This is a genomic window from Bradyrhizobium sp. MI1.11, assembly GCF_055811255.1.
In genome coordinates this window covers 119,694-143,183 of the sequence record NZ_JBVVPM010000007.1, presented here as the reverse complement: position 1 = coordinate 143,183, position 23,490 = coordinate 119,694, and the positions used below count along the sequence as shown (strand labels likewise).

Here is a 23,490-nt window from a genome sequence, read left to right as displayed (position 1 = left end):
ATGGTCGTGCTCAACCGCATCTATACGAAAACCGGTGACGACGGCACGACAGCGCTCGGCTCGGGCGAACGCCGGCCGAAATGCGATCTGCGCATCGAGGCCTATGGCACGGTCGACGAGACCAATGCTGCGATCGGCGTGGTCCGGCTTCACACCAGGGATGCGCCCGAGCTCGACGCGATGCTTGGCCGCATCCAGAACGATCTGTTCGACCTCGGCGCGGACCTCGCAGTGCCCGAACGCGAGGGCAAGGCGGAGCGGCTGCGGGTGGTGGCGAGCCAGGTCGAGCGGCTTGAGCGCGACATCGACGCGCTCAACGACAAGCTGGCTCCCCTGACCTCCTTCGTGCTGCCGGGCGGCACGCCAGCCGCCGCCTACCTCCATGTCGCCCGTACGATTTGCCGCAGGGCGGAACGTGTGATGGTGGAACTGGCGGCCCGGCCGGACGAGCCCGTTGGTGCCGCTGGCATCCAATATATGAACCGCCTGTCGGACTTCCTGTTCGTGGCGAGCCGCGCCGCCAACGATGACGGCGCCGGTGACGTGCTCTGGGTTCCGGGCCAGAACCGCTGACCCATTGGGCCGCGCATTTCTGGGCGCCAAAATTAGACCCCTTCGCGCGTTGACCGGGCCGGATCAGGCCTTTAGGTTCCGCGCCAGTTGATAACCCCCCTCCCAGATTGAGTGAAAGAGGATCGATGAAGGTCTTGGTGCCGGTAAAGCGGGTGGTCGATTACAACGTCAAGGTCCGCGTCAAGAGCGATGGATCGGGTGTTGAACTCGCCAACGTCAAAATGTCGATGAACCCGTTCGACGAAATTGCGGTCGAAGAAGCGCTGCGCCTGAAGGAAGCCGGCAAGGCGACCGAAGTCGTGGTGGTCTCCATCGGACCGGCGCAGGCGTCGGAAACGATCCGCACCGGTCTCGCCATGGGCGCCGATCGCGGCATCCTGGTGAAGGCCGAGGGTGCGGTCGAGCCGCTCGCCGTCGCCAAGATCCTGAAGAAGATTGCGGACGAAGAGCAGCCGGGCCTGATCATTCTCGGCAAGCAGGCGATTGACGACGACAGCAATCAGACCGGCCAGATGCTGGCCGCGCTGCTCGGCTGGTCGCAGGCGACCTTCGCCTCGAAGCTCGAGGTTGAAGGCAGCGACTTCAAGGTCACCCGCGAAGTCGACGGCGGCTTGCAGACCGTGAAGCTGAAGGGACCGGCGATCGTGACCACCGATCTCCGTCTCAACGAGCCGCGCTATGCCTCGCTGCCCAACATCATGAAGGCCAAAAAGAAGCCGATAGCGGACAAGACCGCCGCCGATTACGGCGTCGATCTCACCGCGCGCCTAGAGGTTCTCAACACGACCGAGCCGGCGGGCCGCAAGGCGGGCGTCAAGGTCAAGGACGTCGCCGAGCTGGTGTCGAAACTCAAGAACGAAGCCGGGGTGCTCTGATGACGACGCTTCTGATTGCCGAACACGACAATGCGTCGCTCAAGGATGCGACCAACAAGGCCCTGACCGCAGCGGCCGCGCTCGGCGCGGATGTCGAGGTTCTGGTGGCCGGCGAGAATGCGAAGGCCGCGGCGGACGCGGCCGCAAAGCTTGCCGGTGTGAAGAAGGTGCTGCTCGCCGACGGCGCGCTTTACGCGCACGATCTGGCCGAGCCGCTGGCCGCGCTGATCGTCTCGCTGGCTCCCGGCTACGACGCCATCGTCGCGCCCGCGACCTCGCGCTTCAAAAACGTGATGCCGCGCGTCGCGGCCCTGCTCGACGTCATGCAGGTCTCGGAGATCACCAAGGTGGTCGCCCCCGACACCTATGAGCGTCCGATCTACGCCGGCAACGCCATCCAGACGGTGAAGTCCAAGGACGCCAAGAAGGTCATCACGGTGCGCACCTCCACCTTCGCTGCAGCGGGCGAAGGCGGCAGCGCGTCGGTCGAGAGCGTCGCGGCGGCGGCCGATCCGGGCCTGTCGTCCTTTGTCGGCGAGGAAGTCGCAAAGAGCGACCGTCCCGAGCTGACCTCGGCCAAGATCATCGTCTCCGGTGGCCGTGCCATGCAGAGCCGCGAGAACTTCGCAAAGTACATCGAGCCGCTCGCCGACAAGCTCGGCGCCGGTGTCGGCGCTTCGCGTGCCGCGGTGGATGCGGGCTATGCGCCGAACGACTGGCAGGTCGGCCAGACCGGCAAGGTCGTGGCCCCCGAGCTCTATGTCGCGGTCGGCATTTCCGGCGCGATCCAGCATCTGGCCGGCATGAAGGACTCCAAGGTGATCGTCGCGATCAACAAGGACGAGGACGCGCCGATCTTCCAGGTTGCCGATTACGGCCTGGTCGCCGACCTCTACCAGGCGGTTCCGGAGCTGACCGCCGAACTCGGCAAGCTCGGCAAGTAAAACGCGCTAAAACACCGGCCGGAGCTATAAACTCCGGCCGGTGTTGCTTTTTGAGGCGTTTTCTTTGGCGTGGGACACGCCTTCGAAGCGATCCAATCTAGGTTTCGAGGCCGGGTTCTGATTAAATCGGATCTCCCGGCTCGGGGGATAGGCAGGCGCGGTTGATAGCGCGCCGTTCCGGTGGATGACATTATGGCGGCAGTAATCAAGAAGGTCGGCGTGATCGGCGCGGGGCAGATGGGCAATGGCATCGCGCATGTCGCTGCGCTGGCCGGCTTCGACGTGGTGCTCAACGACATTTCGACCGACCGCCTCAAGTCAGGCATGGCCACGATCAACGGTAACCTGACGCGCCAGGTCTCCAAGAAAGCCGTTAGCGAGGACGACAAAGCCAAGGCGATGGCGCGTATCGTGGCCGGCGAAAAGCTGGACGATCTCGCAGACTGCGATCTCGTGATCGAGACCGCGGTCGAGAAGGAAGAGGTCAAGCGCAAGATTTTCCACGATCTCTGCGCCGTGTTGAAGCCGGAGGCGATCGTTGCCTCCGATACCTCCTCGATCTCGATCACCCGGCTCGCCGCCGCCACCGACCGGCCCGAACGCTTCATCGGCATTCACTTCATGAATCCGGTGCCGTTGATGGAGCTGGTGGAGCTGATCCGCGGTATCGCCACGGACGACCAGACCTTCGAGGCGTCAAAGGAATTCGTCGGCAAGCTCGGCAAACAGGTCGCGGTCTCCGAGGATTTCCCGGCCTTCATCGTCAACCGCATCCTGCTGCCGATGATCAACGAGGCGATTTACACGCTGTACGAAGGCGTGGGCAACGTGGAGGCGATCGACGCGGCGATGAAGCTCGGGGCGCACCATCCGATGGGCCCGCTGGAGCTCGCCGATTTCATCGGTCTCGATACCTGCCTGTCGATCATGCAGGTGCTGCATGAGGGCCTCGCCGACTCCAAGTACCGCCCGTGCCCGTTGCTGGTGAAATACGTCGAGGCGGGCTGGCTCGGTCGCAAGACCCAACGCGGTTTCTATGACTATCGCGGCGCCAAGCCGGTTCCGACGAGATAAGCGGTCTCGTGCCCCGGCTCTGCGGTGCGTCACTTCGTGCCGCCCGCGTCCGGAACACGGACAAAGCCCCCTACAGCGCTTCGTGACAATTCATGTCCCGTTAACCGCTCGCCTCTAGGTTACGCGCGGTACGAGGGTTTGCGTAATGGACATGATGGCGATGGTCAGCAGCATGCTGGCCTCTCAGCAAGGCGCGCTGCAGTCGAATATCTCGGCGACGCTGATGAAGCAGAACGCGGATGCGGAGAAATCCACCGTCCTGACGCTGCTCGGCGCCGGACAGCCCTCGCTCGCCAATGTCGGCGCCGGCGTCGGCGGCAACATCAACGTCACCGCCTAAACATCATCGCTTAGAACGACGCGGCGGCTTTGCCCGTCGCAGCCCGGATCAGCTTGAGCGCATCCTCGCTCGCCCATTCCGCCGGCCCCGCGATCGTCGCGATCTCGCAGCCTTGAGGATCGACCAGCACCGAGGTGGGCATGCCCAAGGCCCGGCCTATCGCCTTAAGATCCTGAAAAACCTTGGCTTTCTGATCGTTGAAATAGCCGAGCCTGATAAGATTGGCCTCTTTCAGAAACGTCTTAGGCTTCTCGGGGTCGCGGGTATCGATATTGATCGCCACCACCTCGAAATTCGGGCCTGACAGCTTGCCCTGGAGCTCGTCCAGCGCCGGCATCTCTTTTCGACATGGCACGCACCAGGTGGCCCAGAGGTTGACCAGCAGCGTCTTTCCGCGGAAATCCGACAGCTTCTTTGGCTTGCCGTCGGCGTCCTCGAAGGCCAGGTCCGGCAGCTTCAGCGGTGCGGTCGCCATGGTCAGCGCCGCTACCTCGCCATGGGCGAGCGGGGCGATCTTCTGTGCGGTGTTCACCGCCGCCCGGCAGGCGGGATCGCCGGATGGGGCCCGGCCCAGGCCCAGCCCGTACAGCGCGGCAAAGCCAGCCAGGCCCCCGACCACCACGGTGGCGATGACGACGGGGATCCGGCGCGTGGTCGACCGTGCTGATCTTTGGTCGAGCCTGTCATTGGGGTCGAGCATATCGTTTGTCATCCGGTCGCAGATATGGCTATCAGAGGCCTCTTAATACGGCTGGCAGCCGTCAGCAAACGTGCGGCGGCGACAGGCAAGGCGTGAGCAGGGGATCATGAGCAACAAGATGTGGGGCGGCCGGTTCTCGGAACGCCCCGACGAGATCATGGAAGAGATCAACGTCTCCATCGACGTCGATCGTCACCTCTTTGCCCAGGACATTGCCGCGTCCAAGGCCCACGCCGCGATGCTGGCCGCGCAGGGCATCATCACGGCCTCTGATGCGAAAAATATCGGCAAGGGTCTAGACACGATTTTGTCAGAGATCGGCAAGGGCGGCTTCGAATTCAAGCGCGCGCTCGAGGACATTCACATGAATGTGGAGAGCCGGCTGTCCGAGCTGATCGGCCCCGCCGCCGGCCGCCTCCACACCGCGCGCTCGCGCAACGACCAGGTCGCGACCGATTTCCGTCTCTATGTCCGCGATGTCCTCGATGAGACCGACGCCTCACTCGCCGCGTTCCAGCAGGCGCTGGTCGAGCGCGCGCTGGAGCATGCCGGGACGGTCATGCCCGGCTTCACGCACCTGCAGACCGCGCAGCCGGTGACCTTCGGCCACCATCTGCTCGCCTATGTCGAGATGGCCGCGCGCGATCGCGGCCGTTTCCAGGACGCGCGCAAGCGGCTGAACGAATCCCCGCTCGGAGCTGCGGCGCTCGCCGGTACCTCGTTCCCGATCGATCGTCACGCCACGGCGAAGGCGCTCGGTTTTGATCGTCCGATGGCCAACTCGCTCGATGCGGTCTCCGATCGCGACTTCGTGCTGGAGACGCTGTCGGCGGCCTCGATCTGCGCCGTGCACATGTCGCGCTTCGCCGAGGAGATCGTGATCTGGACCTCGCCGCTGGTCGGCATGATCCGCCTCAGCGACAAGTTCACCACGGGATCCTCGATCATGCCGCAGAAGCGCAATCCTGACGCCGCCGAGCTGGTGCGCGCCAAGACCGGCCGCGTGATCGGCGCGCTCAATGGGTTGCTGATCGTGATGAAAGGCCTGCCGCTCGCCTATCAAAAGGACATGCAGGAGGACAAGCAGGGCGCCATGGAAGGCTTCGCCGCGCTGTCGCTCGCGATCCGCGCCATGACCGGCATGGTCCGGGATCTCGTGCCTGATGAAGCGAAGATGAAGCTTGCTGCAGGCGAGGGCTACGCCACCGCGACCGATCTTGCCGACTGGCTGGTGCGGACGCTGAAGATGCCGTTCCGCGAGGCCCACCACGTCACCGGCCGCATCGTCGCGAAAGCCGCCGAGGGCGGCGTGGCGCTGCACGAGCTCCCGCTCAAGGAGATGCAGGCAATCGAAGCGAAGATCACGAAAGACGTGCTCGGCGTGCTCTCGGTCGAATCGTCGGTGAAGAGCCGGACCAGCTTCGGCGGCACCGCACCGAAGAACGTGGCATCGCAGGCCAAGGCCTGGCTGAGGCGGCTGGAAAAAGAGCGAAAATTGGGCTGAGGGGCAAAATTTCGCTTATGTTTCATGATCATCCGGGTCTCGCCAGAGCGCGCCAATCTCTGTATGGTGCGCCGCGCGTAGTGGGGATTTCGTCGTGACGTCAAAGTTTCGCCCGGCCGGCTCGGGGTGGGCCATCATTGTCTTGAGCCTGACGGCGCTCGCGCTTGCCGGCTGTGGCCGCAAGGGCCCGCTGGATCTGCCGCCGACCGCCTCCAGCGCGTCCACGGCGAACATCGCGCCACCGACCGACACCGAGACCGAAGCCGAGAGGACGCCGAGCGTGTTCAATCCCACCTATGGCGCGGACGCCGCACCGGCGGCGACCAAGGGCAAAAAGAGACCGTTCATCCTCGACCCGCTGCTGGACGAAAGACCCAGCCGATAGGCTGGGGCAACTGAGCCAACGCCATGAACCATTTTGACTATCGCAACGGCGTGCTGCACGCCGAGGCGGTGAATCTGTCCGAGCTGGCCGCAACCGTCGGCACGCCGTTCTATTGCTATTCGACCGCGACGCTCGAGCGGCACTATCGGGTTTTCACCGACGCTTTCGCCGGCGAGAAGGTGCTGGTCTGCTACGCCATGAAGGCGAATTCCAACCAGTCGGTACTGCGCACGCTGGCCAGGCTCGGCGCCGGCGCGGACGTGGTCTCCGGCGGCGAATTGAAGCGCGCGCTGGCCGCCGGCATTCCCGCCAATAAGATCCTGTTCTCCGGCGTCGGCAAGACGGAAGCCGAGCTGCGCGCCGCGCTGGCCGCCGACATCCTCTGCCTCAACGTCGAATCCGAGCCCGAGCTCGAGCTGCTGTCGCGCCTTGCGACCGAGACGGGCAAGACCGCGCGGATCTCGATCCGTGTCAATCCTGACGTCGATGCCGGCACGCATGCAAAGATCTCGACCGGCAAGTCCGAGAACAAGTTCGGCATCCCGATTACGCATGCCCGCGAGGTCTATGCCCGCGCCGCGAAGCTGCCGGGCATCGAGGTCACAGGCACGGACGTGCATATCGGCAGCCAGATCACTGACCTCTCCAAGATGGAGATCGCGTTCCGCATCCTCTCCGAATTCGTGCAGACGCTGCGCGCCGACGGCCACAACATCTCGCATGTGGATTTCGGCGGCGGCCTCGGCATTCCCTATTACATGGACCGCGAGGCGCCGCCGGCGCCCGACGCCTATGCCGCCATGGTCAAGCGCGTCAGCCACAATCTCGGCTGCACGCTGATGTTCGAGCCGGGGCGCATGATCGTCGGCAATGCCGGCATTCTGGTCGCCAAGGTGATCTATGTGAAGCACGGTGACGGCAAGAATTTCGTCATCATCGACGCCGCCATGAACGATCTGATCCGTCCGACGCTGTACGAGGCCCATCACGACATCCTGCCGGTGACGCAGCCTGCGAAGGGGGCCGCGACCATCATGGCCGACGTCGTCGGCCCGGTCTGCGAGACCGGCGACTACCTCGCGCTCGACCGCACGCTGCCGACGCCAAAGCCCGGCGACCTGATCGCCATCATGACCGCCGGCGCCTATGGCGCGGTGCAGGCCGGCACCTACAATACGAGGCCGCTGGTGCCCGAGGTGCTGGTGAAGGGCGACCAGTACGCCGTCGTGCGTCCGCGCATCGAGGTCGAGCAATTGATCGCGATGGATACGCCGGCGCCGTGGCTGTGAGGCTGTGATTGTCCACGATGAGCGCAGCTAGCGCTGCGCCCATCGCTGCATTGACCCCTACTTCTTGAACCGGTCCCTGATCGCGGCGAGGCCGGAATCATAGACGCCGCCGAGGGCATCGACCGCTTCCTTCTCCCGCCCCGGGTCGGGCGTGTAGATGCCGGTCCATGTCACCACCGACGCGCCTTCACCCTTTGCCGTGACCTTGATGGTCGACTTGTACTGGCTCACCGGCAATGGACTCGACAGGAACGCGTAGGAATAGCTGAAGTCCTTGTCGTTCCGCGCAGTCTGCGTCTCCACGAACGAAGCCTTGCCGTCCCTGGTGACGAGCGTCCGGGTTGGCGGCGACTTCCCGTCCGCAATGCACGGCCCCACCGGCGGCAGCCAATCCTTGATCGCGCAGAACGGCCCGATGACGGACCACACCTCGGCCGCAGCACTGCTGACCTCGATGCTCCTCGTCAGATTGGCTGCGGATGCCGGCATGACGCCGACGCCCAGGCCGAGGGTGCAAATCGCGGCGCTGCGAACCGAAACGAGCAATCTGGAAGCCGCTGAATCGTATTTCTTCATGGTAATCTCCTGTGTCCGGCGGGCCGTGATTGCGGCGGCCGGCTTGCCAATGCCGGTCGAATAGACGCTCACCACGGTCCGCGGCCAGTTCAGAGAATGAATCGCTGCTGATACAGAAACTGAACTAGGAAGCCGCGCGCCGCGGCCCTAAGCTTGCGCCTTCGCTTGTCACGGAGGCCCGCATGACCATCGGCAGCTACAGGCAGTTCTGTCCGGTCGCGATGGCGGCCGAGATATTATGCACGCGCTGGACCGTCGTACTGCTACGTGAACTCGTCGCCGGCTCGACCCGGTTCAACGAGTTGCGCCGCGGCGTTCCCCGCATGTCGCCTGCGCTGCTTTCCCAGCGCCTGAAGGAACTCGAAGCTGCAGGCATCGTGATCCGCCAGCCGTCGACTTCCGAGCGCGGCGTGATCGAGTATCAGCTGACCGCCGCCGGACGCGAACTCGGCCCCATCGTCGAGGCGTTCGGCATCTGGGGCCAGCGCCGCATCGAGTCGCATCTGTCGCTTCAGCATCTCGATGTCCAGCTGTTGATGTGGGACATGCGGCGGAATCTGAACACGACCCCGATGCCGACCAGTCGCACCGTGCTGCAGTTCGCCTATCCGGAATTACCTTCGACGCAGCGATTGTGGTGGCTGATCGTCGATCCCGACGACGGCGTCGACCTCTGCTCGATTGATCCCGGTTTCGACGTCGACCTTTACGTGTCGGTTGATCTGCGCACCATGACGGCGATCTGGATGGGACTCGATACCGTGCGCGCGGCCGTCGCAAGCCGGCGGATGCTGCTCACCGGCGACCGGCAGCTTGCCGCGGCCATGCAAAGCTGGCTGGGCCTCAGCCCGTTCGCCAAGGAACGCAAGCTGGCGAGCTGATCCAGGGCGGCGCAATTCAGTATTTGTATCGCCCCGCTACAGTTCCCGTACTGGCGAGCCCGCGCCGTGTTCTGGCACCCAAATGATGCCCGCCTGTATCAACGCGGAGCTGAACTCGAGCCAGGAGACACGACATGACAGCGTATCTGATCGCGGACATCAAAGTGACTGACGGAAAGTGGGTGCCGGACTACGCAGCGTCCGTCCACGAGTTGGTGCACAAGCATGGCGGCAAGTATCTTTCCCGCAGCGGCAATGTGAAAAACCCTTGAAGGTGCCCCTCTCGACACATCGCTGATCGCGATCATGTCGTTTCCAACCGCGAAGGCAGCGGAGTCCTTCGTCGCTGATCCCGCCTACGGCCGCTTCGCGGCAGCGCGCAGGGGCGGCAGCGAGAGCCGCTTCCAGTTGATCGACGATACGGACTTGGCCGGCACGATCCCCTATCTCGCCAAGGCTTGAACTGCGTCTTCGTCAAACACTCGGCCGCAGGCGCAGACGTGCCCGGCCAACACAGGAGATTGGAATGAACGGTTCACTCGCCGGCGCTGGCCTGCTTCGCATGCTTTTCGTAGCTTGCAGCGTGGCCTTCCTGCTCGGACTTTCCGCCGTCGCGTCGGCCCGGGTCACGCGGTGCGACATCACGTGGGTCAGCTGCAACAACACCTCTGCGAAATGCTCGAGCGAGAGACGGTGCATGCGCAGGTGCGACGAGAAGTACATCAAATGCAGCGGGGGCTCGGCCTCCCTGCAACTGGAGCAGCCGATCGACCTTCCGGACCTTGGCAGACGCCGCACGTAGCAGATCGATCCAAGGAGGACAGCGCAGCGCCGGTCGTCGGCGCTGCGTTCTCGTGTTGGCGCTAGCTGGGTGGCCTGCCGCCAACCACGACGCCCGCCTTCTTCTCGATCGGCTTGATCGCCGCGGTGAAATCGGACTCGGCGCCTTCCGCGCTGATGACCGTCTCCCACAAGCGGCCGACCGCATCCGCGACCTCCATCGACAGGCCGAGCTGCTTCATCTCCTCCAGCGCCAGCCGCACGTCCTTCACCATCAGTCCCGTGGCGAAGCCGAAGTCGAAGCTGCGCGGCAGCACAGCGCGCGGAAACTTGTCGCGGCTCGCGGTGTTCATGCCGGAGCCGGCATTGATGACGTCGATCATCACGGCAGGATCGAGCCCTGCCTTGACGCCCATCACCACCGCTTCCGAGGTCGCCACGATCGCGGTGGCGGACAAGAAGTTGTTGGCGAGCTTCATGGTCTGCGCCGCGCCGGGCTTCTCGCCGATGAAGAACACCTTTCCGATGATGTCGAGCGCGGGCTTGAGCAGCTCGAACTCGGTCTTCGGCCCCGAGACCATCACTGCGAGCGTGCCTTTCTCGGCGCCGCCGACGCCGCCGGAGACGGGGCAGTCGATCTGCACGATGTCATGCTCGGCGAGCAGGCCGTGAATCTTCACCGCCATCGCCGAGCCGACGGTGGAGAGATCGATGAAGCGTTTGACGCGGCTCCCCTCGATCACGCCGTTCGGCCCCGTCGCAACCGCGAGCGACGCCTGCAGCGAAGGCAGGCTCGCCATGACCGTCTCGACCTGGTCAGCGACCTCCTTCGGCGACGTCGCCGCAGTGGCGCCGCGCGCCACCAGCTTGTCGACGGCCTCCCGGCGCGTGTCGAACACGACGAGCCGGTTGCCGGCTTCGATCAGCCGTCGCGCCATCGGGAAACCCATGTTTCCGAGGCCGATGAATCCGATGTCCATGGTGTTTCCTTGTGTTGAATGTTCGTTGTTGTTGATCGCGCGCATCCATCCTCGGTGTCGTCCTGGCGAAAGCCAGGACCCATTACCCCGGGGAGAGGTTGTGGCGCGAAGTGGCAACTCCGAGTCCCCGTAACCACACCTGCCGGGGGCTATGGGTCCTGGCTTTCGCCAGGACGACGTGGGAGAGGGACGTCGCGTCCCCGTCCCTCACGCCGGCACCGCTCACGCCTTGCCGTCGATCTCCGCGAACACCTCGCGCGCGATCCGAAAACTGTCGACCGCAGCCGGCATGCCGCCATAGATTGCGACCTGCATCAGGATCTCGCGGATCTCGTCGCGGCTGACACCGTTGGTGAGGGCGCCCTTCAGATGCGCGCGGAATTCGTGCTGACGATTGAGGATCGCGATCATCGCGATGTTGAGCATGCTGCGGGTCTTGCGCGGCAGCTCCTCGCGGCCCCACACGGTGCCCCAGCAATATTCGTTGAGCATCTCCTGGAACGGACGGTTGAAATCGTCGACGGTCTTCAGGGCGTTGTTGACATAGGCCTCGCCCAGCACCGCTTTGCGGACTTCCAGGCCCTTGTCATGCATCTTCTTGTCCATGGCGTTTCCTTTGCTTCTCTTGCGTTTTTCTTGGCTGGCGGCGCGGAAATTACGGGGTTGCGGCGGGTCAGTCACGTCCTCGTGTTATGCGGGAAAAGGGGTGTCTCCCGTACAGGAACGGATGCCTCAGTGCTGCCGTTGTGGTACGCTTCTCTACCGGGCAACCTGGAGAGTTGATTGAACGGCGTCACCCCCGACCCGTCAGACCCGATCCGCGATGGCGACGCTCTGTCGCGGCTGAAGCTGGCGCAAGCCCTGCAGCGGGCCACTTATGCCATCGCGTGGGAGCGTGCCTGGCCGAATTTGGCGCGGCTTCTCACTGTCGTCGGCCTGTTCCTTGTGGTGTCCTGGGCCGGCCTCTGGCTGGCGCTGCCCTTCATTGCCCGCGCCATCGGGCTCGTGGTTTTCGCCGGCATTGCGATTGCCGTCCTGTTCCCGTTGAGTCGCTTTCGCTGGCCGAGCCGCGAGGAGGCGCTGGCCCGGCTCGATCGCGGCTCCGGCATCCGTCATCGGCCGGCCACCACGCTGACGGACACGCTCAGCTCGCAGGACCCGGTTGCGCAGGCATTGTGGCGGGCGCAGCGCGAGCGCACGCTGGCTTCGATCAAGCGCATCCGCGCCGGTCTGCCGAAGCCCCGGCTCGCTCTGCATGATCCCTGGGCGTTGCGCGCGCTGGTCATGGTGATGCTGGTGGCGACCTTCTTCGCCGCCGGCGACGAACGTGCGATGCGGCTCGGGGCCGCCTTCCACTTGAACGGCATGCTGGCCCCGGCGAATGTTCGCGTCGATGCCTGGGTCACGCCGCCGCTCTACACCGGTAAGCCGCCAATCATCTTGTCGGCCGCGAACAAGGAGGCCGCGGCGCTGCCGGCCAGCGGCCCGCTTGCCGTTCCCGCTGGCTCGACCCTGATCGTTCGCTCCTCCGGCGGCAGCCTGGATGTTGCCGTCTCCGGCGGCCTCAAGGAGGTCGCGCCTACCGAAGCTGCGCCCAAGGGCACCAACGAGAAGCATTTTACCATCAGCGGCGACGGCACCGCGCATGTCCGTGCGCCCTCTGGCCAGCCGCAATGGGCGTTTGCGGCAACGCCGGATCGTGCGCCGACGATCGCGCTGGCCAAGGATCCCGAGCGCCAGGCCCGTGGCGGACTCCAGCTCACCTACAAGGTCGAGGACGATTACGGCGTCACCGGCGCCGACGCGCAAATCGGCCTGCGTCCCGCCGACGCCAAAGATGGTGTCAAGGATGGCAGCAAGGAGGCCGACACCAAGGCTGCCGCGCGGCCGCTATTCCAGCCTCCGCAATTCCCGCTCGTGCTGCCGAATGCGCGCACCCGCAACGGCGTCGGCCAGACGGTGAAGGATCTCAGCGAGGATCCCTATGCCGGCGCCGATGTCACGCTGACCCTCACCGCCAAGGACGAGGCCGGCAACGAGGCCCGGAGCGAGCCCTTCAACATGCGCCTGCCCGAGCGACTGTTCACCAACTCGCTCGCGCGCGCGCTGGTCGAACAGCGCCGCATCCTCGCGCTCGACGCCAACAAGAATTCGGATGTCTACGCCGCGCTCGACGCGCTGATGATCGCGCCCGAATTGTTCACGCCGGATGCGGGCTGCTATCTCGGCCTGCGCAGCCTGGCGCTGCAGCTGGAAGCCGCCCGCACCGACGACGCGCTGCGCGATGTGGTGGGAAGCATGTGGGCGTTCGCGGTCACCATTGAGGACGACGGTGTCGCCGGCAGCGTCAACGCCGCGCTGCGCTCGGCCCAGGACGCGCTCAAGCGGGCGCTGGAACGCGGCGCCAGCGAGGACGAGATCAAGGCGCTGACGCAAAAGCTTCGCGAAGCGATGGCCGGCAAGGTGCGCGATCTCGCCCGGCGCGCCGAGCAGAATCCGCTTGGACCGCGGCAGCCTTTCCCGGCAGAGGTTCAGCTCATCCTCGACAAGTCTGTCGAGCTGAAACAAAAGACCCAGAACGCCACGCCCGAGCAGCTCGAAGAGCTGGCGAAGCAGCAGGACGCGTTGCGCGAGCAGCTTCAGGCCTATCGCAAGTCGGCGAACAACCGGGCGAAGCCGGGCAACGACGGTGCCAACCAGTCGACGCGAGACCGTAAATGCGGAAGCTAGCACGCGTGCCAGTCTTGAAGGCGATCTCGATCGCCTGCCTCGCCTTCCTGTTGGGAGGCGTCTCGCCCGTGGCTGCCCAGCAGGATCAGGATGTCGATGCCCTGCTCGATGGCGCTGAAAAGGCGATGCAGGATTCCGGCGACAGCCTCAGGCAGAAGGAATCCGGCAAAAGCCTGAACAATCAATCCGATGCGATTCAGAAGCTCGAGGACTACAAGCGCGCGACGGAAAAGAGCCAATCCTCCAATCGCGATCGTTCCGTCATCACGCAGCGCGACCTCGACGAATTGCTGAAGCAAATCGAGAAGGCGGCGCGCGAAGGCAACAAAGAAGCGGCTCAGCGCATGCTCGAGCAGCTCGCGCAGATCATGGAAAATCTCCAGATGGCGCAGCCCGGGCAATCCGGCGACAGCGACATGGAGCAGGCGCTCAACGAGCTCAGCGACATGATCCGCAAGCAGCAGCAATTGCGCGACAAGACTTTCAAGCAGGGCCAGGATTCCCGGCGTGAGCGCTCGCGCGGCAAGCAGCAGGGCGACCAGTCGATGTCGGACCTCCAGCAGGATCAGCAGTCGCTGCGGGATCGCCTGAAGAAGCTGCAGGACGAACTCGCCAAGCGCGGCCTCACGCAGAAGGGGCAAAAGGGCCAGAAGAGCCAGGGCCAGAAGGGGCAAAAGGGTCAGCAGGGCGAGCAGGGACAGCCGGGCCAGGATGGCGATCAGGACGGCGACCAGGGCGATGACGACGGCAGTCTGGACGCCGCCGACGGGGCCATGGGCGATGCCGGCTCGCAGCTCGGCGAAGGCAATTCGGATGGTGCCGTGGACGCGCAGGGGAAAGCGCTCGAGGCCTTGCGCAAGGGCGCGCAGAAGATGGCCGAGGCGATGCAGCAGGGCGATGGCGACGGGCAGGGCGATGGTCCCGGCAACCGGCCCGGCCGCCAGCAGAGCGGCGGCAATCAGACCGATCCGCTCGGCCGCCCCCTTCACGGCCGCGATCTGAGCGACGACTACACGGTCAAGATCCCCGGCGAGATCGACGCCCAGCGCGTCCGGCGCATCCTCGAGGAGCTCCGCCGCCGCTTGGGGGATAGCTCGCGCCCGCAGATCGAACTCGACTACATCGAGCGGCTGCTGAAGGATTTTTGAGGCTGTCGCAGCTTTCGTAGCCCGGATGAGCGAAGCGATATCCGGGGCCGCCGGCCCCGCATGTCGCTGCGCTCATCCGGGCTACAAGCTACGACCCCGCCTGCTACCCCTTCTTCGCCGCCAGCGCATCCGCCACCGCCGTGCGGATGTCGGCGACCGAGAACGGCTTGGTCACGACGTCATGCACCAGCGCATTGAGATTCGAGGCGCGCTCGCGCTGGTCGGCAAAGCCGGTCATCAGCAGAATGGTCAAATCGGGGAAATCGCGTGCGACGGAAAGCGCCAGCGCGATGCCATCCATCACCGGCATCTGGATGTCGGTGAGCAGCAGGTCGAACTGGCCGCCCGCGCGGGTCAGGATCTCCAGCGCCTCGGCGCCGTCTTGTGCGGTGACGATCTCGTGCCCGTCCATGGCGATGGCGCGTGCCACCAGCTGGCGCATCGAATCCTCGTCGTCGGCGATCAGGATTTTGGACATGAGACGAACCTTGACCTGCGAAATCGATTATACGCTGCCGCCGGCGATGTCGCGCCGGTTGAAGAAGCGAACGTCGATATTGCGGCCCTCCGGGGGCGGCGAGGCCAGGCGCGAGCGGAAGAAGGCGCGCTCGCCGGGCTGTAGCACGGTCTGTTCCAGAACGGTGTTCCAGGCGTAGATTTCCGCGCCTTGCGCGTCGCGCACCGCGAAGCGCAACCGGGGAATGTCGAGCGGCTTCTTGCCCTGGCCCACGATCACGCCCTCGATCACCAGCACCTGCTTACCGTCCACGGCCTCGCTGGAGAGCTTGACGTCCTTGAAGGCCAGTGCGCGCAGGTTAACTTCGAGGCCGACCATCCTGTAGAAGGCGGCCGTCTGCGGCAGCAGTCGCACCATATCGCCGCGCCAGATCACCAGCGCCAGCACTAGCGCGCCCATGGCGGCGCAGGCGGTTGGCAGGCCGAAATGGGATTTTCGCGGGGCCGCGGTGGCGACTTGACGGCGCACTCGGGCGCCGCGGCGACGGCCGAACAGGCCTTGGAACCAGGACTGGTGCTGTTCGCCGACGACTTCCTCCTCGACGGACCGGGCAGCCGCCGACCATTCGTCTTCGGTGTCGCTGGTCTCCTGGTCCGGCCAGTCGCTGGCGATCGAGGGGCTGTCAACGACAGGCGCGTCAGCTGCGCCGTCGTCCTGGGCAAATGAGTTCCACTGCTCGGCGAGATCGGACTGGTCGTCGGCCCGGCTGGCTGCGGCCATGGCCGGGACAGATGCCTCCTCGATGGCATCCTCGGCATGGGCGACCCAGGTTTCCTTGCAACGGGAACAGCGCACGGTCCGGCCGTTCGCCCCAAGGCTCGCGGGCTTGATGGCGTAGGATGTCGTACAATGAGGGCAGACGATATGCATGGACGAGCCTTGATGCATGGACAAGTCTTGACGGTGACACGGTCGCGGAGAACCGAGAGGGAAAGATGCTACCAATTATGCTACAGGACGACCGTTAACGAACCGGAAACCATAACGGCCGCAAAACCCGTTGATCGCGCGGAGCCGAGCACAGCCGTGCGGCCCGCGGCCTCTCTCGAACGGAGCTGAGCTTGGTTCGGTTCGAAAATGTCGGATTGCGTTACGGCCTGGGGTCCGAGGTCCTGCGCGACCTCAACTTCCAGATCCCGGCGCATTCTTTCCAGTTTCTCACTGGCCCGTCCGGCGCGGGCAAGACCTCGTTGCTGCGCCTGTTGTTCCTCTCGCATCGACCGACGCGGGGCCTCGTCAATCTGTTCGGTCACGACATCTCGCAGCTCGGCAAGGACGAAATCGCAAACTTGCGCAAGCGCATCGGTATCGTGCTCCAGGATTTCCGCCTGCTCGACCACATGACGACCTATGAGAACGTCGCGCTGCCGTTCCGCGTCATGGGCCGCAGCGAATCGAGCTACCGCAAGGAGGTCATCGACCTCCTGAAATGGGTCGGGCTCGGCGAACGCATGGACGCGCTGCCGCCGATCCTGTCCGGCGGCGAGAAGCAGCGCGCGGCGATCGCGCGCGCGGTGATCTCGCGACCGCAACTGCTGCTGGCCGACGAGCCGACCGGCAGCGTCGATCCGACGCTCGGTCGCCGCCTGCTGCGGCTGTTCATCGAGCTCAACAAGTCAGGCACCGCCGTCATCATCGCCACCCACGATATCGCCCTGATGGACCAGTACGAGGCGCGACGCTTCGTGCTGCACCAGGGACGGCTGCACGTCTATGAGTAGGCCCGACGAGCGCGGCGTGCTGGTCGATCTCGGACAGGAGGGGCCGCCGCTTCCGGCTAGGGCGCGCAACATGTCGCCGATCGTGCCGCGCGCCTCGATCCACGGCCGCGCGCTGGTCGCCGTCGTCGCCATCATGACCTTCCTGGCGTCGATGACGACCGGCACGGTGCTACTGGTGAGCGCCTCCGCCGCCGAATGGCAGTCGGATGTCGCGAGCGAGATCACCATTCAGGTCCGCCCGCAGACGGGCCGCGATCTCGAACGCGACACCGCGGCGGTGACCGAGGCCATGCGCGCGCAAGCCGGCATCGTCGAGGTCAAGCCGTTCACGAAGGACGAGAGCGGCAAGCTGCTCGAGCCCTGGCTCGGCACCGGCCTGTCGATGGACGATCTGCCGGTGCCGCGCATGATCATCGCGCGCGTGCAGCCCGGCACCGCGCTCGATCTCGGTGCTCTGCGGGCCCGCGTGACCCAGGTAGCGCCCAGCGCCAGCGTCGACGATCACCGCGCCTGGATCGAGCGCATGCGCTCGATGACCAACGCCACCGTGCTCGCCGGCCTCGGCATCCTCGCGCTCGTCATCGTCGCCACCATCATCTCGGTGTCGTTCGCGACCCGAGGCGCTATGGCGGCGAACCGTCCGATCGTCGAGGTGCTGCATTTCGTCGGCGCCGGCGACCGCTATATCGCCAACCGCTTCCTGCGTCATTTCCTCAGGCTGGGGCTGGAGGGCGGCGTGATCGGCGGCGGCGCCGCCATGCTGGTGTTCGGCTTCTCCGAGTCGATTGCAGGCTGGTTTTCCGGCACCCCCGTCGGCGACCAGTTCGCCGCGCTGCTCGGCACCTTCTCGCTGCGGCCGTCCGGCTACATCGTGCTCGCGGTGCAGGCCGTGCTGATCGGCGCCATCACCGCGGTCGCCTCGCGCCAGACGCTGTTCGCGACGCTGAATGATGTCGATTGAGGCCGACAAACCGGACTCCACTTCGCCTCAAAACGTCCTAAAATCACCTCTGGGAAGGGATCACCGACATCGCATGACCGCGCCGACCGACGATCGATCGCCGAAACTGCCGCGCGGCTGGCTGCGCGCGGCCGTGATGTCGACGATCGCGCTCGCCTTCGTTGGCGCGGCGGCGGGCTTCATCGCGTTTCTGTCGCAATTGCGCGGCGCCGAAATCGCGCCGGACCGCAAGGCGGACGGCATCGTGGTGCTGACCGGCGGCTCCTCGCGGGTGTCGGATGCGATGGAGCTGCTCGCTGCAGGTTACGGCAGGAGGCTCCTGATCTCCGGCGTGCACCCGACCTCGACGGCGAGCGACATCTCCCGGACGCTGCCGGAGAACCAGTCCTTCATGCGTTGCTGCGTCGATCTCGACCGCACCGCGGTCTCGACCCGCGGCAATGCCGCGGAAGCGCGGCGCTGGGCCGCGGGGCGCGGCTTCAAATCGCTGATCGTGGTCACCTCGAACTATCACATGCCGCGCGCGCTGGTGGAATTCTCGCATGCGATGCCGGAGACGACACTGATCCCGTTCGTGGTGGTCGGCGACAAATGGCGCGAGGAGCCGTGGTGGACCTCAGCGTCCACCTTGCGGCTGCTGCTGTCGGAATATGTCAAGTACATCGCGGCCGAGCTCAGGGTGCGGCTGGAGGATTTCGGGATTGACCTTTCGCCCGAGATGTCGGAGCAGCCTTCCGGGCTGCAGCCGAAGCGGCCCGCCACCGCACAGGCCAATTGATCGGTAACTGATCGGCAATTGATCGGATCCTTGATGTTCTTGATTTTCCTGCGATCGCTCGTGTTCAACGTGCTGTTCTACACCGTGCTGGTGTGCCTCGCGATCGTGGCGCTGCCGACCTTCGCATTGCCGCCGCGCGCCATGCTGAGGGTCGCGCAATGGTGGGCGAAGGCGACGCTGTTCCTGATGCGGGCGGTCTGCAACATCAAGGTGGAATTCCGCGGCCTCGAAAAGATTCCGACGGGACCATTGGTCGTCGTGGCGAAGCACCAGTCGTTCTGGGAGACGTTCGTCCTGCCGGGTTTTTTCGACCGTCCGATTTTTATCCTCAAACGTCAGCTCATGCAGATCCCGGTGTTCGGTCAGTTCCTGGTCAAGACCGGGATGATCGCGATCGACCGCAACGCCGGCGTCAAGGCGCTGCTGGACATGACGCGGCGTGCGCGGGAGGCGGTGCGCAGCGGCGGGCAGCTTGTGATCTTTCCCGAAGGCACGCGCCGCGCCCCAGGCGCGCCACCGGACTACAAGAGCGGCTTCGCGCAGATCTATTCGTCCTGCGGCGCGCCGTGCCTGCCGATCGCGCTCAATTCCGGCCTGTTCTGGCCGCGCCGCACCTTCATGCGCTATCCCGGCACGCTGGTGGTGGAGTTTCTCGATCCGCTGCCGCCGGGCTTGCCCAAGGACGAGTATCTTTCCCGTGTGCAAACGGCGATCGAAGACGCGACCGGCCGCCTGGTCGAAGCGGGTCGCAAGGAGCAGGAGCAGCTGATCGGCTCGGCGCCGAGCTATGCGCCGTCGGAGAGCTAGCGGTTTTCCCGATCGTCCACCGGAGCCGGCGCGTGCTGAGAATGCGCATCACCATGCAGCATCATGGCAAGCTGATGCAATGGCGCATCGCGAAAACCTTCGGCCTCGATCGCCTTCACCGTCGCGGTCACGTAGTCGCGGTTGGCGCCCGACTGGCCGTGGCCCTGGAGCACGTGCCGATGCTGGTCGGTGAGCGACAGCCGGCCGGCATATTGCACATGGCCACGGTCGACGACATAGGCGAGCGCGGAGACGCGCTGCCGTGCGTCGTTCTCCAGCCACACCGAGCGCATGACTTCGCGATAGACCGACGTCACCTGCTCGCGCGCGCGCAAATAGGCAACGACATCGGCGCGTTTCTTTTCGGCGACGCGGAAGGCGATGCCGCGGCAGGCGCCGCCGCGGTCGAGGCCGAGCACCAGACCCGGCTTCTCCGGCGTGCCACGGTGGACGAAGGAATAGACACAGAGCGCGCGATGCTCGCCGACCAGCCGCGCCGGGACGCGCTCCTCGAATTCGAAGCCTGGCCGCCACATCAGCGAGCCGTAGCCGAACACCCAGAGGTCGCCTTTGGCAGTGGTGACGGAGGGGAGGGTGATTTCCGACATTTCGGGCACGGCTACCAGAACCGCGCCCCCAAGCGAAGCGAATTCTCCGCCTTTCGTCGCAGACTTACCTCGCTTACATTTGACAAAATCAGGGATCAAAGGGTCGCCGCATGTCCGATATGACCGTTGCCGCAGGCCGGCGCTCCCGTTGGGGCCTTTTCATCGCCCCTGTCATCCTCCTGATCCTCGCGGTGGCGTGGAGCGGCTTCTGGTTCTATGCGGCGTCGCAGGCCGAAATCGCCGCCGACGCCTGGCGCGCGCAGGAGGCCAAATCCGGGCGCATCTATGATTGCGCCAAGCGCTCGATCGCGGGCTTCCCCTTCCGCTTCGAGGTCCAGTGTTCCGGCGCCAGCGTCGCCCTGGTGTCGCAGAACGCCAGCAAGACGCCGTTCACGGCGAAGCTCGACAACATCCTGGTCGTCGCCCAAGTCTACGACCCCAAGCGCATCATTGCCGAGTTCACCGCACCCGCGACGCTCACTGACGGCGTCACGCAAAGCACGTTCGTCGTGAACTGGAGCAAGGGTCGCAGCAGTGTCGTCGGCCTGCCCGCCGTGCCGGAGCGCGCCTCCATCGTGTTCGAGGATCCCACCGTCAATCGCGTCGACGGCAGCGTGCAGGTGCCGCTCGCGCGCGCGAAACAGGTCGAGCTGCATGGACGCCTCGCGGATGGATCGCCGTCAGATCATCCCGTGATCGAGACCGTGCTGCAGATCGCGCAGGGCAGCATCCAGGGCGTTCATCCGCTGCTCGCCGAGCCGTTCGAAGCCGATACGCGGGCGAAGATCACCGGACTGTCCGACCTCACGCCAAAGCCGTGGCCGCAGCGCTTCCGCGAGATCCAGGCCGCCGGCGGCCATATCGAGATCGTGCAGTCCCGGATCCAGCAGGGCGAGATGATCGCGGTTGCGGCCGGCACGCTCGGGCTCTCGGCGAACGGCCGTCTCGACGGCGAACTGCAGATGACGGTGACGGGCCTCGAGCGCGTGATCCCCGCGCTCGGCATCGAGAAGATGCTGGAGGAGGGAGTGCCGCAGGCAACCCTCGATCGCGTCGCGCCCGGCGTGAAGTCGCAGGACCTGAACAATCTGTTCGGCGCGCTCGACCGCGCCGTTCCCGGCCTCGGCAAGGTCATCAAGCAGAACGCCAATGCCGGCGTTGCCGCCGGCATCAATTCGATCGGCACCGAGAGCACGCTGGAAGGCAAGAAAGCTCGCACCTTCCCGCTGAAATTCGTCGACGGCGCTGTGCTGCTCGGCCCGGTCAAAGTCGGCCAGATCCCGCCGCTTTACTAGTTCGTGAATTCATCAATCTGCCGGGCGGACAGCTTGGACCGCCTGACGCGCTCGAAGCTGTGAACAGATCGCTTCCGAAGGGCCTCTTGTTGGTGCCGGTGACGCAAACCGCGAGGCCCTCTCCGGCGTCGGCCGAGGAGTGCGTCAGCGGCGTCTGGACAGGAAGCGTTCTGCCGCCCTATTGAAGGCCAACTAGCCGGCTCTAGGGTCGCGCCCAATTATCTGGGGTTCGGGGGAAGCAATGAACGCGTTGAATTGTCTCGTCGCAGCATCGCTGCTCGTCGCCTCGCTTCAGACCGCAAGCGCCAAGGACGGCGAACACTGGGTGGTGTCCTGGACGGGCGCGGTTCAGGGCCCATACCCCGTGGGCAATCAGTCTGCCCAGCCCGAACAGAAATTCGCGTTTCCCGAGCCTGCAGCCGGTGCGCGGGACCAGACCTTTCGCCTGATCGTGCGGCCGGATATCTGGGGCCGGCAGGCCCGCATCCGGCTCAGCAACGCCTTCGGCGCCAAACCCGTCACGTTTGACGGCGTTTACGTCGGCCTGCAGTCGGGCAGTGCCGCGTTGATCCGCGGCTCCAACACTCCGGTGACGTTCGCCGGCACGGCTTCCGTTACGGTGTCGCCGGGCAATTCGGTCTGGAGCGACGCGATCGCGCTGCCGTTTGCAAAGCGGCCTGATGACCTCGCCGGCCGCCGGCTTGCGGTCAGTTTTCATGTCGCCGGCCAGAGCGGTCCGATGACCTGGCACGCCAAAGCGCTGACTACCTCCTATGTCAGTGCGCCCGGCGCCGGCGCGAAGGGCGCCCTCGAAGACGAGGCTTCCTTCCCCTATGCGACTGCGTCGTGGTTCTTTCTCGATGCGATCGAGATGACTGCGCCTGCCGATGCCTTCGCCATCACGGCGTTTGGGGATTCGATTACCGACGGGACCGCCTCAACCATGAATGGCGACGATCGCTGGCCCAACGTGCTGTCGCGCCGCCTGAAGGCGGTCTACGGCAACAAGGTCGCCGTCGTGAATGGCGGCATTGGTGGCAACCAAATCGCAGGCCCCGCCGAATATGGTTCCGACAAACCGTACGCGGGCGGCCCCGCTTCGGGCCAGCGGCTCGATCGCGACGTGCTGTCGCTGTCCGGCATATCGAGCCTGATCTGGCTGGAAGGCATCAACGATTTCAGCAAGAACGGCAATTTTACCGCCGACCAGGTCATCGCCGCGATGAAGGACGGCGTCGCGAGGCTACGCGCAAAATGGCCACAAGCCCGGATCATTGGCGCCACCGTCGTTTCGGCACTGGGCAGCACCAGCGCGGCACATGGTTTTCCCGAGCAGGATGACAAGCGCAAGGCGCTCAACGCATTTATCCGTAGCTCGGGGACATTCGACGGCGTGATAGATTTTGATCGTGCGACGCTCGATCCGGCCTCGGGTGGCCTCAAGCCGGAGTTCGTTCCCGAAAGCACGACCGGCGGCGCCGGCGACAAGCTTCATCCCAACCGCACCGGATATCTGGCGATGGGACAGGCCATCGACCTCGATCTGTTCAAGCCGGGAAAGTTTGATCGCAGCGCGAAGCAGTAGGATGAATTCAGAGTTGCCTGTCTCCATTCATCGCCCTCAGCTGTCGTAACTCCCTCCATGCAGGTTACGAGCTGAACTCACGGCCGCTTCGCCGGATCGTGATGACCCGCCGGGAATGCGGAGCCGCAAAGTCCGCTCTCTCTCCATGTCGGCCGCACGTTGAGGCGGTCGCCCAGGCAGGAGAGATATCATGACGAAGTCCAGGCTGTTCATTGCCGCTATCGCCATCTCGACCACGCTCGCGACGCCCGCGTTCGCGCAGTGGGAATGGCAGTCGCAGGAGCCGGCCGCATACGCCTCGATGTATCCTAATGGTGATCGCAACATCTCGAATCCCACGACGCGGGAGACGATGGCATTCGTCCCCTCGCGGAAATCACCGCGCCCCACGGTGATGCGCGCGACCAGGGGCAAATAGTCGCCATCCACCACTTGCCCG

The 23,490-nt window shown here is 65.0% G+C and carries 27 protein-coding genes; 20 read left to right on the top strand and 7 right to left on the bottom strand.

From position 1 onward, the window contains the following. The 5 genes from AC0L30_RS09830 (at window position 1) to AC0L30_RS09810 (ending at window position 3,806) form a co-directional block, all read left to right on the top strand. Window positions 1-573, top strand: a complete 573-nt coding sequence (locus AC0L30_RS09830; RefSeq protein ID WP_007597347.1) for a cob(I)yrinic acid a,c-diamide adenosyltransferase — start codon at window positions 1-3, stop codon at window positions 571-573. A 125-nt stretch (window positions 574-698) separates the two neighbouring features. After that, window positions 699-1,448, top strand: a complete 750-nt coding sequence (locus tag AC0L30_RS09825; protein WP_007597346.1) for an electron transfer flavoprotein subunit beta/FixA family protein — start codon at window positions 699-701, stop codon at window positions 1,446-1,448. Continuing rightward, entirely contained in the window at window positions 1,448-2,392 is a 945-nt protein-coding gene (locus AC0L30_RS09820; RefSeq protein ID WP_007597340.1) for an electron transfer flavoprotein subunit alpha/FixB family protein, read from the top strand. The genes AC0L30_RS09825 and AC0L30_RS09820 overlap by 1 nt, the downstream gene beginning before the upstream one ends. 192 nt (window positions 2,393-2,584) lie before the next feature. Further along, on the top strand, window positions 2,585-3,466 hold the full coding sequence (locus tag AC0L30_RS09815; RefSeq protein ID WP_007597339.1) for a 3-hydroxybutyryl-CoA dehydrogenase: 882 nt from the start codon (window positions 2,585-2,587) through the stop codon (window positions 3,464-3,466). Window positions 3,467-3,611: 145 nt separating this feature from the next. Beyond that, complete coding sequence (locus AC0L30_RS09810) at window positions 3,612-3,806, top strand: putative motility protein (protein WP_007597338.1); 195 nt, start codon at window positions 3,612-3,614, stop codon at window positions 3,804-3,806. Window positions 3,807-3,816: 10 nt separating this feature from the next. Here AC0L30_RS09810 and tlpA read toward each other — a convergent pair whose 3' ends face one another. Beyond that, a complete protein-coding gene (gene tlpA, locus AC0L30_RS09805; RefSeq protein ID WP_473404202.1) occupies window positions 3,817-4,506 on the bottom strand; it encodes a thiol:disulfide interchange protein TlpA in 690 nt (229 codons plus the stop codon). Window positions 4,507-4,612: 106 nt separating this feature from the next. Here tlpA and argH point away from each other — a divergent pair, with 106 nt between their 5' ends. The 3 genes from argH to lysA all read left to right on the top strand — a co-directional run bounded on the left by argH (window position 4,613) and on the right by lysA (window position 7,684). Then, complete coding sequence (gene argH, locus AC0L30_RS09800) at window positions 4,613-6,010, top strand: argininosuccinate lyase (protein ID WP_219680488.1); 1,398 nt, start codon at window positions 4,613-4,615, stop codon at window positions 6,008-6,010. 94 nt (window positions 6,011-6,104) lie between these two features. Next, window positions 6,105-6,395 carry an LPS translocon maturation chaperone LptM gene (gene lptM, locus AC0L30_RS09795; protein ID WP_007597331.1) on the top strand — a complete coding sequence of 97 codons (291 nt, stop codon included), beginning with the start codon at window positions 6,105-6,107 and terminating at the stop codon, window positions 6,393-6,395. Window positions 6,396-6,418: 23 nt separating this feature from the next. After that, the gene (gene lysA / locus AC0L30_RS09790; RefSeq protein WP_354126838.1) at window positions 6,419-7,684 is read left to right on the top strand and encodes a diaminopimelate decarboxylase; all 1,266 of its coding nucleotides are present in this window, start codon (window positions 6,419-6,421) and stop codon (window positions 7,682-7,684) included. Between the two features lie 57 nt (window positions 7,685-7,741). On the opposite strand, the gene AC0L30_RS09785 is transcribed toward lysA, so the two are convergent. After that, complete coding sequence (locus AC0L30_RS09785; protein ID WP_473404201.1) at window positions 7,742-8,260, bottom strand: SRPBCC family protein; 519 nt, start codon at window positions 8,258-8,260, stop codon at window positions 7,742-7,744. A 182-nt stretch (window positions 8,261-8,442) separates the two neighbouring features. Between AC0L30_RS09785 and AC0L30_RS09780 the strand changes: the two genes are divergently transcribed. The 3 genes from AC0L30_RS09780 (at window position 8,443) to AC0L30_RS09770 (ending at window position 9,603) form a co-directional block, all read left to right on the top strand. Beyond that, the gene (locus tag AC0L30_RS09780; protein ID WP_354169094.1) at window positions 8,443-9,141 is read left to right on the top strand and encodes a winged helix-turn-helix transcriptional regulator; all 699 of its coding nucleotides are present in this window, start codon (window positions 8,443-8,445) and stop codon (window positions 9,139-9,141) included. Window positions 9,142-9,275: 134 nt separating this feature from the next. After that, entirely contained in the window at window positions 9,276-9,413 is a 138-nt protein-coding gene (locus AC0L30_RS09775) for a DUF1330 domain-containing protein (protein ID WP_473404200.1), read from the top strand. A gap of 34 nt (window positions 9,414-9,447) precedes the next feature. After that, window positions 9,448-9,603, top strand: a complete 156-nt coding sequence (locus AC0L30_RS09770) for a DUF1330 domain-containing protein (protein WP_473404199.1) — start codon at window positions 9,448-9,450, stop codon at window positions 9,601-9,603. Window positions 9,604-10,004: 401 nt separating this feature from the next. Here the strand turns inward: AC0L30_RS09770 and AC0L30_RS09765 are convergent, their stop codons facing one another. Further along, window positions 10,005-10,901, bottom strand: a complete 897-nt coding sequence (locus AC0L30_RS09765) for an NAD(P)-dependent oxidoreductase (protein ID WP_473255049.1) — start codon at window positions 10,899-10,901, stop codon at window positions 10,005-10,007. A gap of 222 nt (window positions 10,902-11,123) precedes the next feature. Further along, window positions 11,124-11,507: a carboxymuconolactone decarboxylase family protein gene (locus AC0L30_RS09760; protein WP_007597318.1), complete on the bottom strand. Its 384-nt coding sequence runs from the start codon at window positions 11,505-11,507 to the stop codon at window positions 11,124-11,126. A gap of 177 nt (window positions 11,508-11,684) precedes the next feature. Here AC0L30_RS09760 and AC0L30_RS09755 point away from each other — a divergent pair, with 177 nt between their 5' ends. Both AC0L30_RS09755 and AC0L30_RS09750 read left to right on the top strand, forming a co-directional pair. Further along, window positions 11,685-13,631, top strand: a complete 1,947-nt coding sequence (locus AC0L30_RS09755) for a TIGR02302 family protein (protein WP_473404198.1) — start codon at window positions 11,685-11,687, stop codon at window positions 13,629-13,631. Further along, a complete protein-coding gene (locus AC0L30_RS09750) occupies window positions 13,619-14,779 on the top strand; it encodes a DUF4175 family protein (RefSeq protein WP_007597314.1) in 1,161 nt (386 codons plus the stop codon). Before AC0L30_RS09755 ends, AC0L30_RS09750 begins: the two co-directional genes overlap by 13 nt. A 103-nt stretch (window positions 14,780-14,882) precedes the next feature. Here AC0L30_RS09750 and AC0L30_RS09745 read toward each other — a convergent pair whose 3' ends face one another. After that, entirely contained in the window at window positions 14,883-15,257 is a 375-nt protein-coding gene (locus tag AC0L30_RS09745; protein ID WP_007597312.1) for a response regulator, read from the bottom strand. 27 nt (window positions 15,258-15,284) lie between these two features. Then, window positions 15,285-16,166, bottom strand: coding sequence for an MJ0042-type zinc finger domain-containing protein (locus tag AC0L30_RS09740; protein WP_473404197.1), 882 nt, complete (start codon window positions 16,164-16,166; stop codon window positions 15,285-15,287). Window positions 16,167-16,357: 191 nt separating this feature from the next. Between AC0L30_RS09740 and ftsE the strand changes: the two genes are divergently transcribed. The 4 genes from ftsE to AC0L30_RS09720 all read left to right on the top strand — a co-directional run bounded on the left by ftsE (window position 16,358) and on the right by AC0L30_RS09720 (window position 19,563). Next, window positions 16,358-17,017: a cell division ATP-binding protein FtsE gene (gene ftsE, locus AC0L30_RS09735; RefSeq protein ID WP_007597309.1), complete on the top strand. Its 660-nt coding sequence runs from the start codon at window positions 16,358-16,360 to the stop codon at window positions 17,015-17,017. After that, window positions 17,010-17,978 carry a cell division protein FtsX gene (locus AC0L30_RS09730; protein ID WP_027514144.1) on the top strand — a complete coding sequence of 323 codons (969 nt, stop codon included), beginning with the start codon at window positions 17,010-17,012 and terminating at the stop codon, window positions 17,976-17,978. The genes ftsE and AC0L30_RS09730 overlap by 8 nt, the downstream gene beginning before the upstream one ends. A 73-nt stretch (window positions 17,979-18,051) precedes the next feature. Further along, window positions 18,052-18,756: a YdcF family protein gene (locus AC0L30_RS09725; RefSeq protein ID WP_007597307.1), complete on the top strand. Its 705-nt coding sequence runs from the start codon at window positions 18,052-18,054 to the stop codon at window positions 18,754-18,756. Window positions 18,757-18,789: 33 nt separating this feature from the next. Then, window positions 18,790-19,563 carry a lysophospholipid acyltransferase family protein gene (locus tag AC0L30_RS09720; RefSeq protein ID WP_219680471.1) on the top strand — a complete coding sequence of 258 codons (774 nt, stop codon included), beginning with the start codon at window positions 18,790-18,792 and terminating at the stop codon, window positions 19,561-19,563. Here AC0L30_RS09720 and AC0L30_RS09715 read toward each other — a convergent pair. Continuing rightward, window positions 19,560-20,171: a gamma-glutamylcyclotransferase gene (locus AC0L30_RS09715; protein WP_007597305.1), complete on the bottom strand. Its 612-nt coding sequence runs from the start codon at window positions 20,169-20,171 to the stop codon at window positions 19,560-19,562. The genes AC0L30_RS09720 and AC0L30_RS09715 overlap by 4 nt on opposite strands. Before the next feature lie 110 nt (window positions 20,172-20,281). On the opposite strand from AC0L30_RS09715, the gene AC0L30_RS09710 reads away from it, so the two are divergent. The 3 genes from AC0L30_RS09710 to AC0L30_RS09700 all read left to right on the top strand — a co-directional run bounded on the left by AC0L30_RS09710 (window position 20,282) and on the right by AC0L30_RS09700 (window position 23,469). Then, window positions 20,282-21,466, top strand: coding sequence for a DUF2125 domain-containing protein (locus AC0L30_RS09710; RefSeq protein ID WP_473404196.1), 1,185 nt, complete (start codon window positions 20,282-20,284; stop codon window positions 21,464-21,466). Window positions 21,467-21,707: 241 nt separating this feature from the next. Further along, a complete protein-coding gene (locus AC0L30_RS09705) occupies window positions 21,708-23,051 on the top strand; it encodes a GDSL-type esterase/lipase family protein (protein WP_473404195.1) in 1,344 nt (447 codons plus the stop codon). Between the two features lie 190 nt (window positions 23,052-23,241). After that, the gene (locus AC0L30_RS09700) at window positions 23,242-23,469 is read left to right on the top strand and encodes a hypothetical protein (protein WP_354169073.1); all 228 of its coding nucleotides are present in this window, start codon (window positions 23,242-23,244) and stop codon (window positions 23,467-23,469) included. Window positions 23,470-23,490 lie beyond the last annotated feature (21 nt).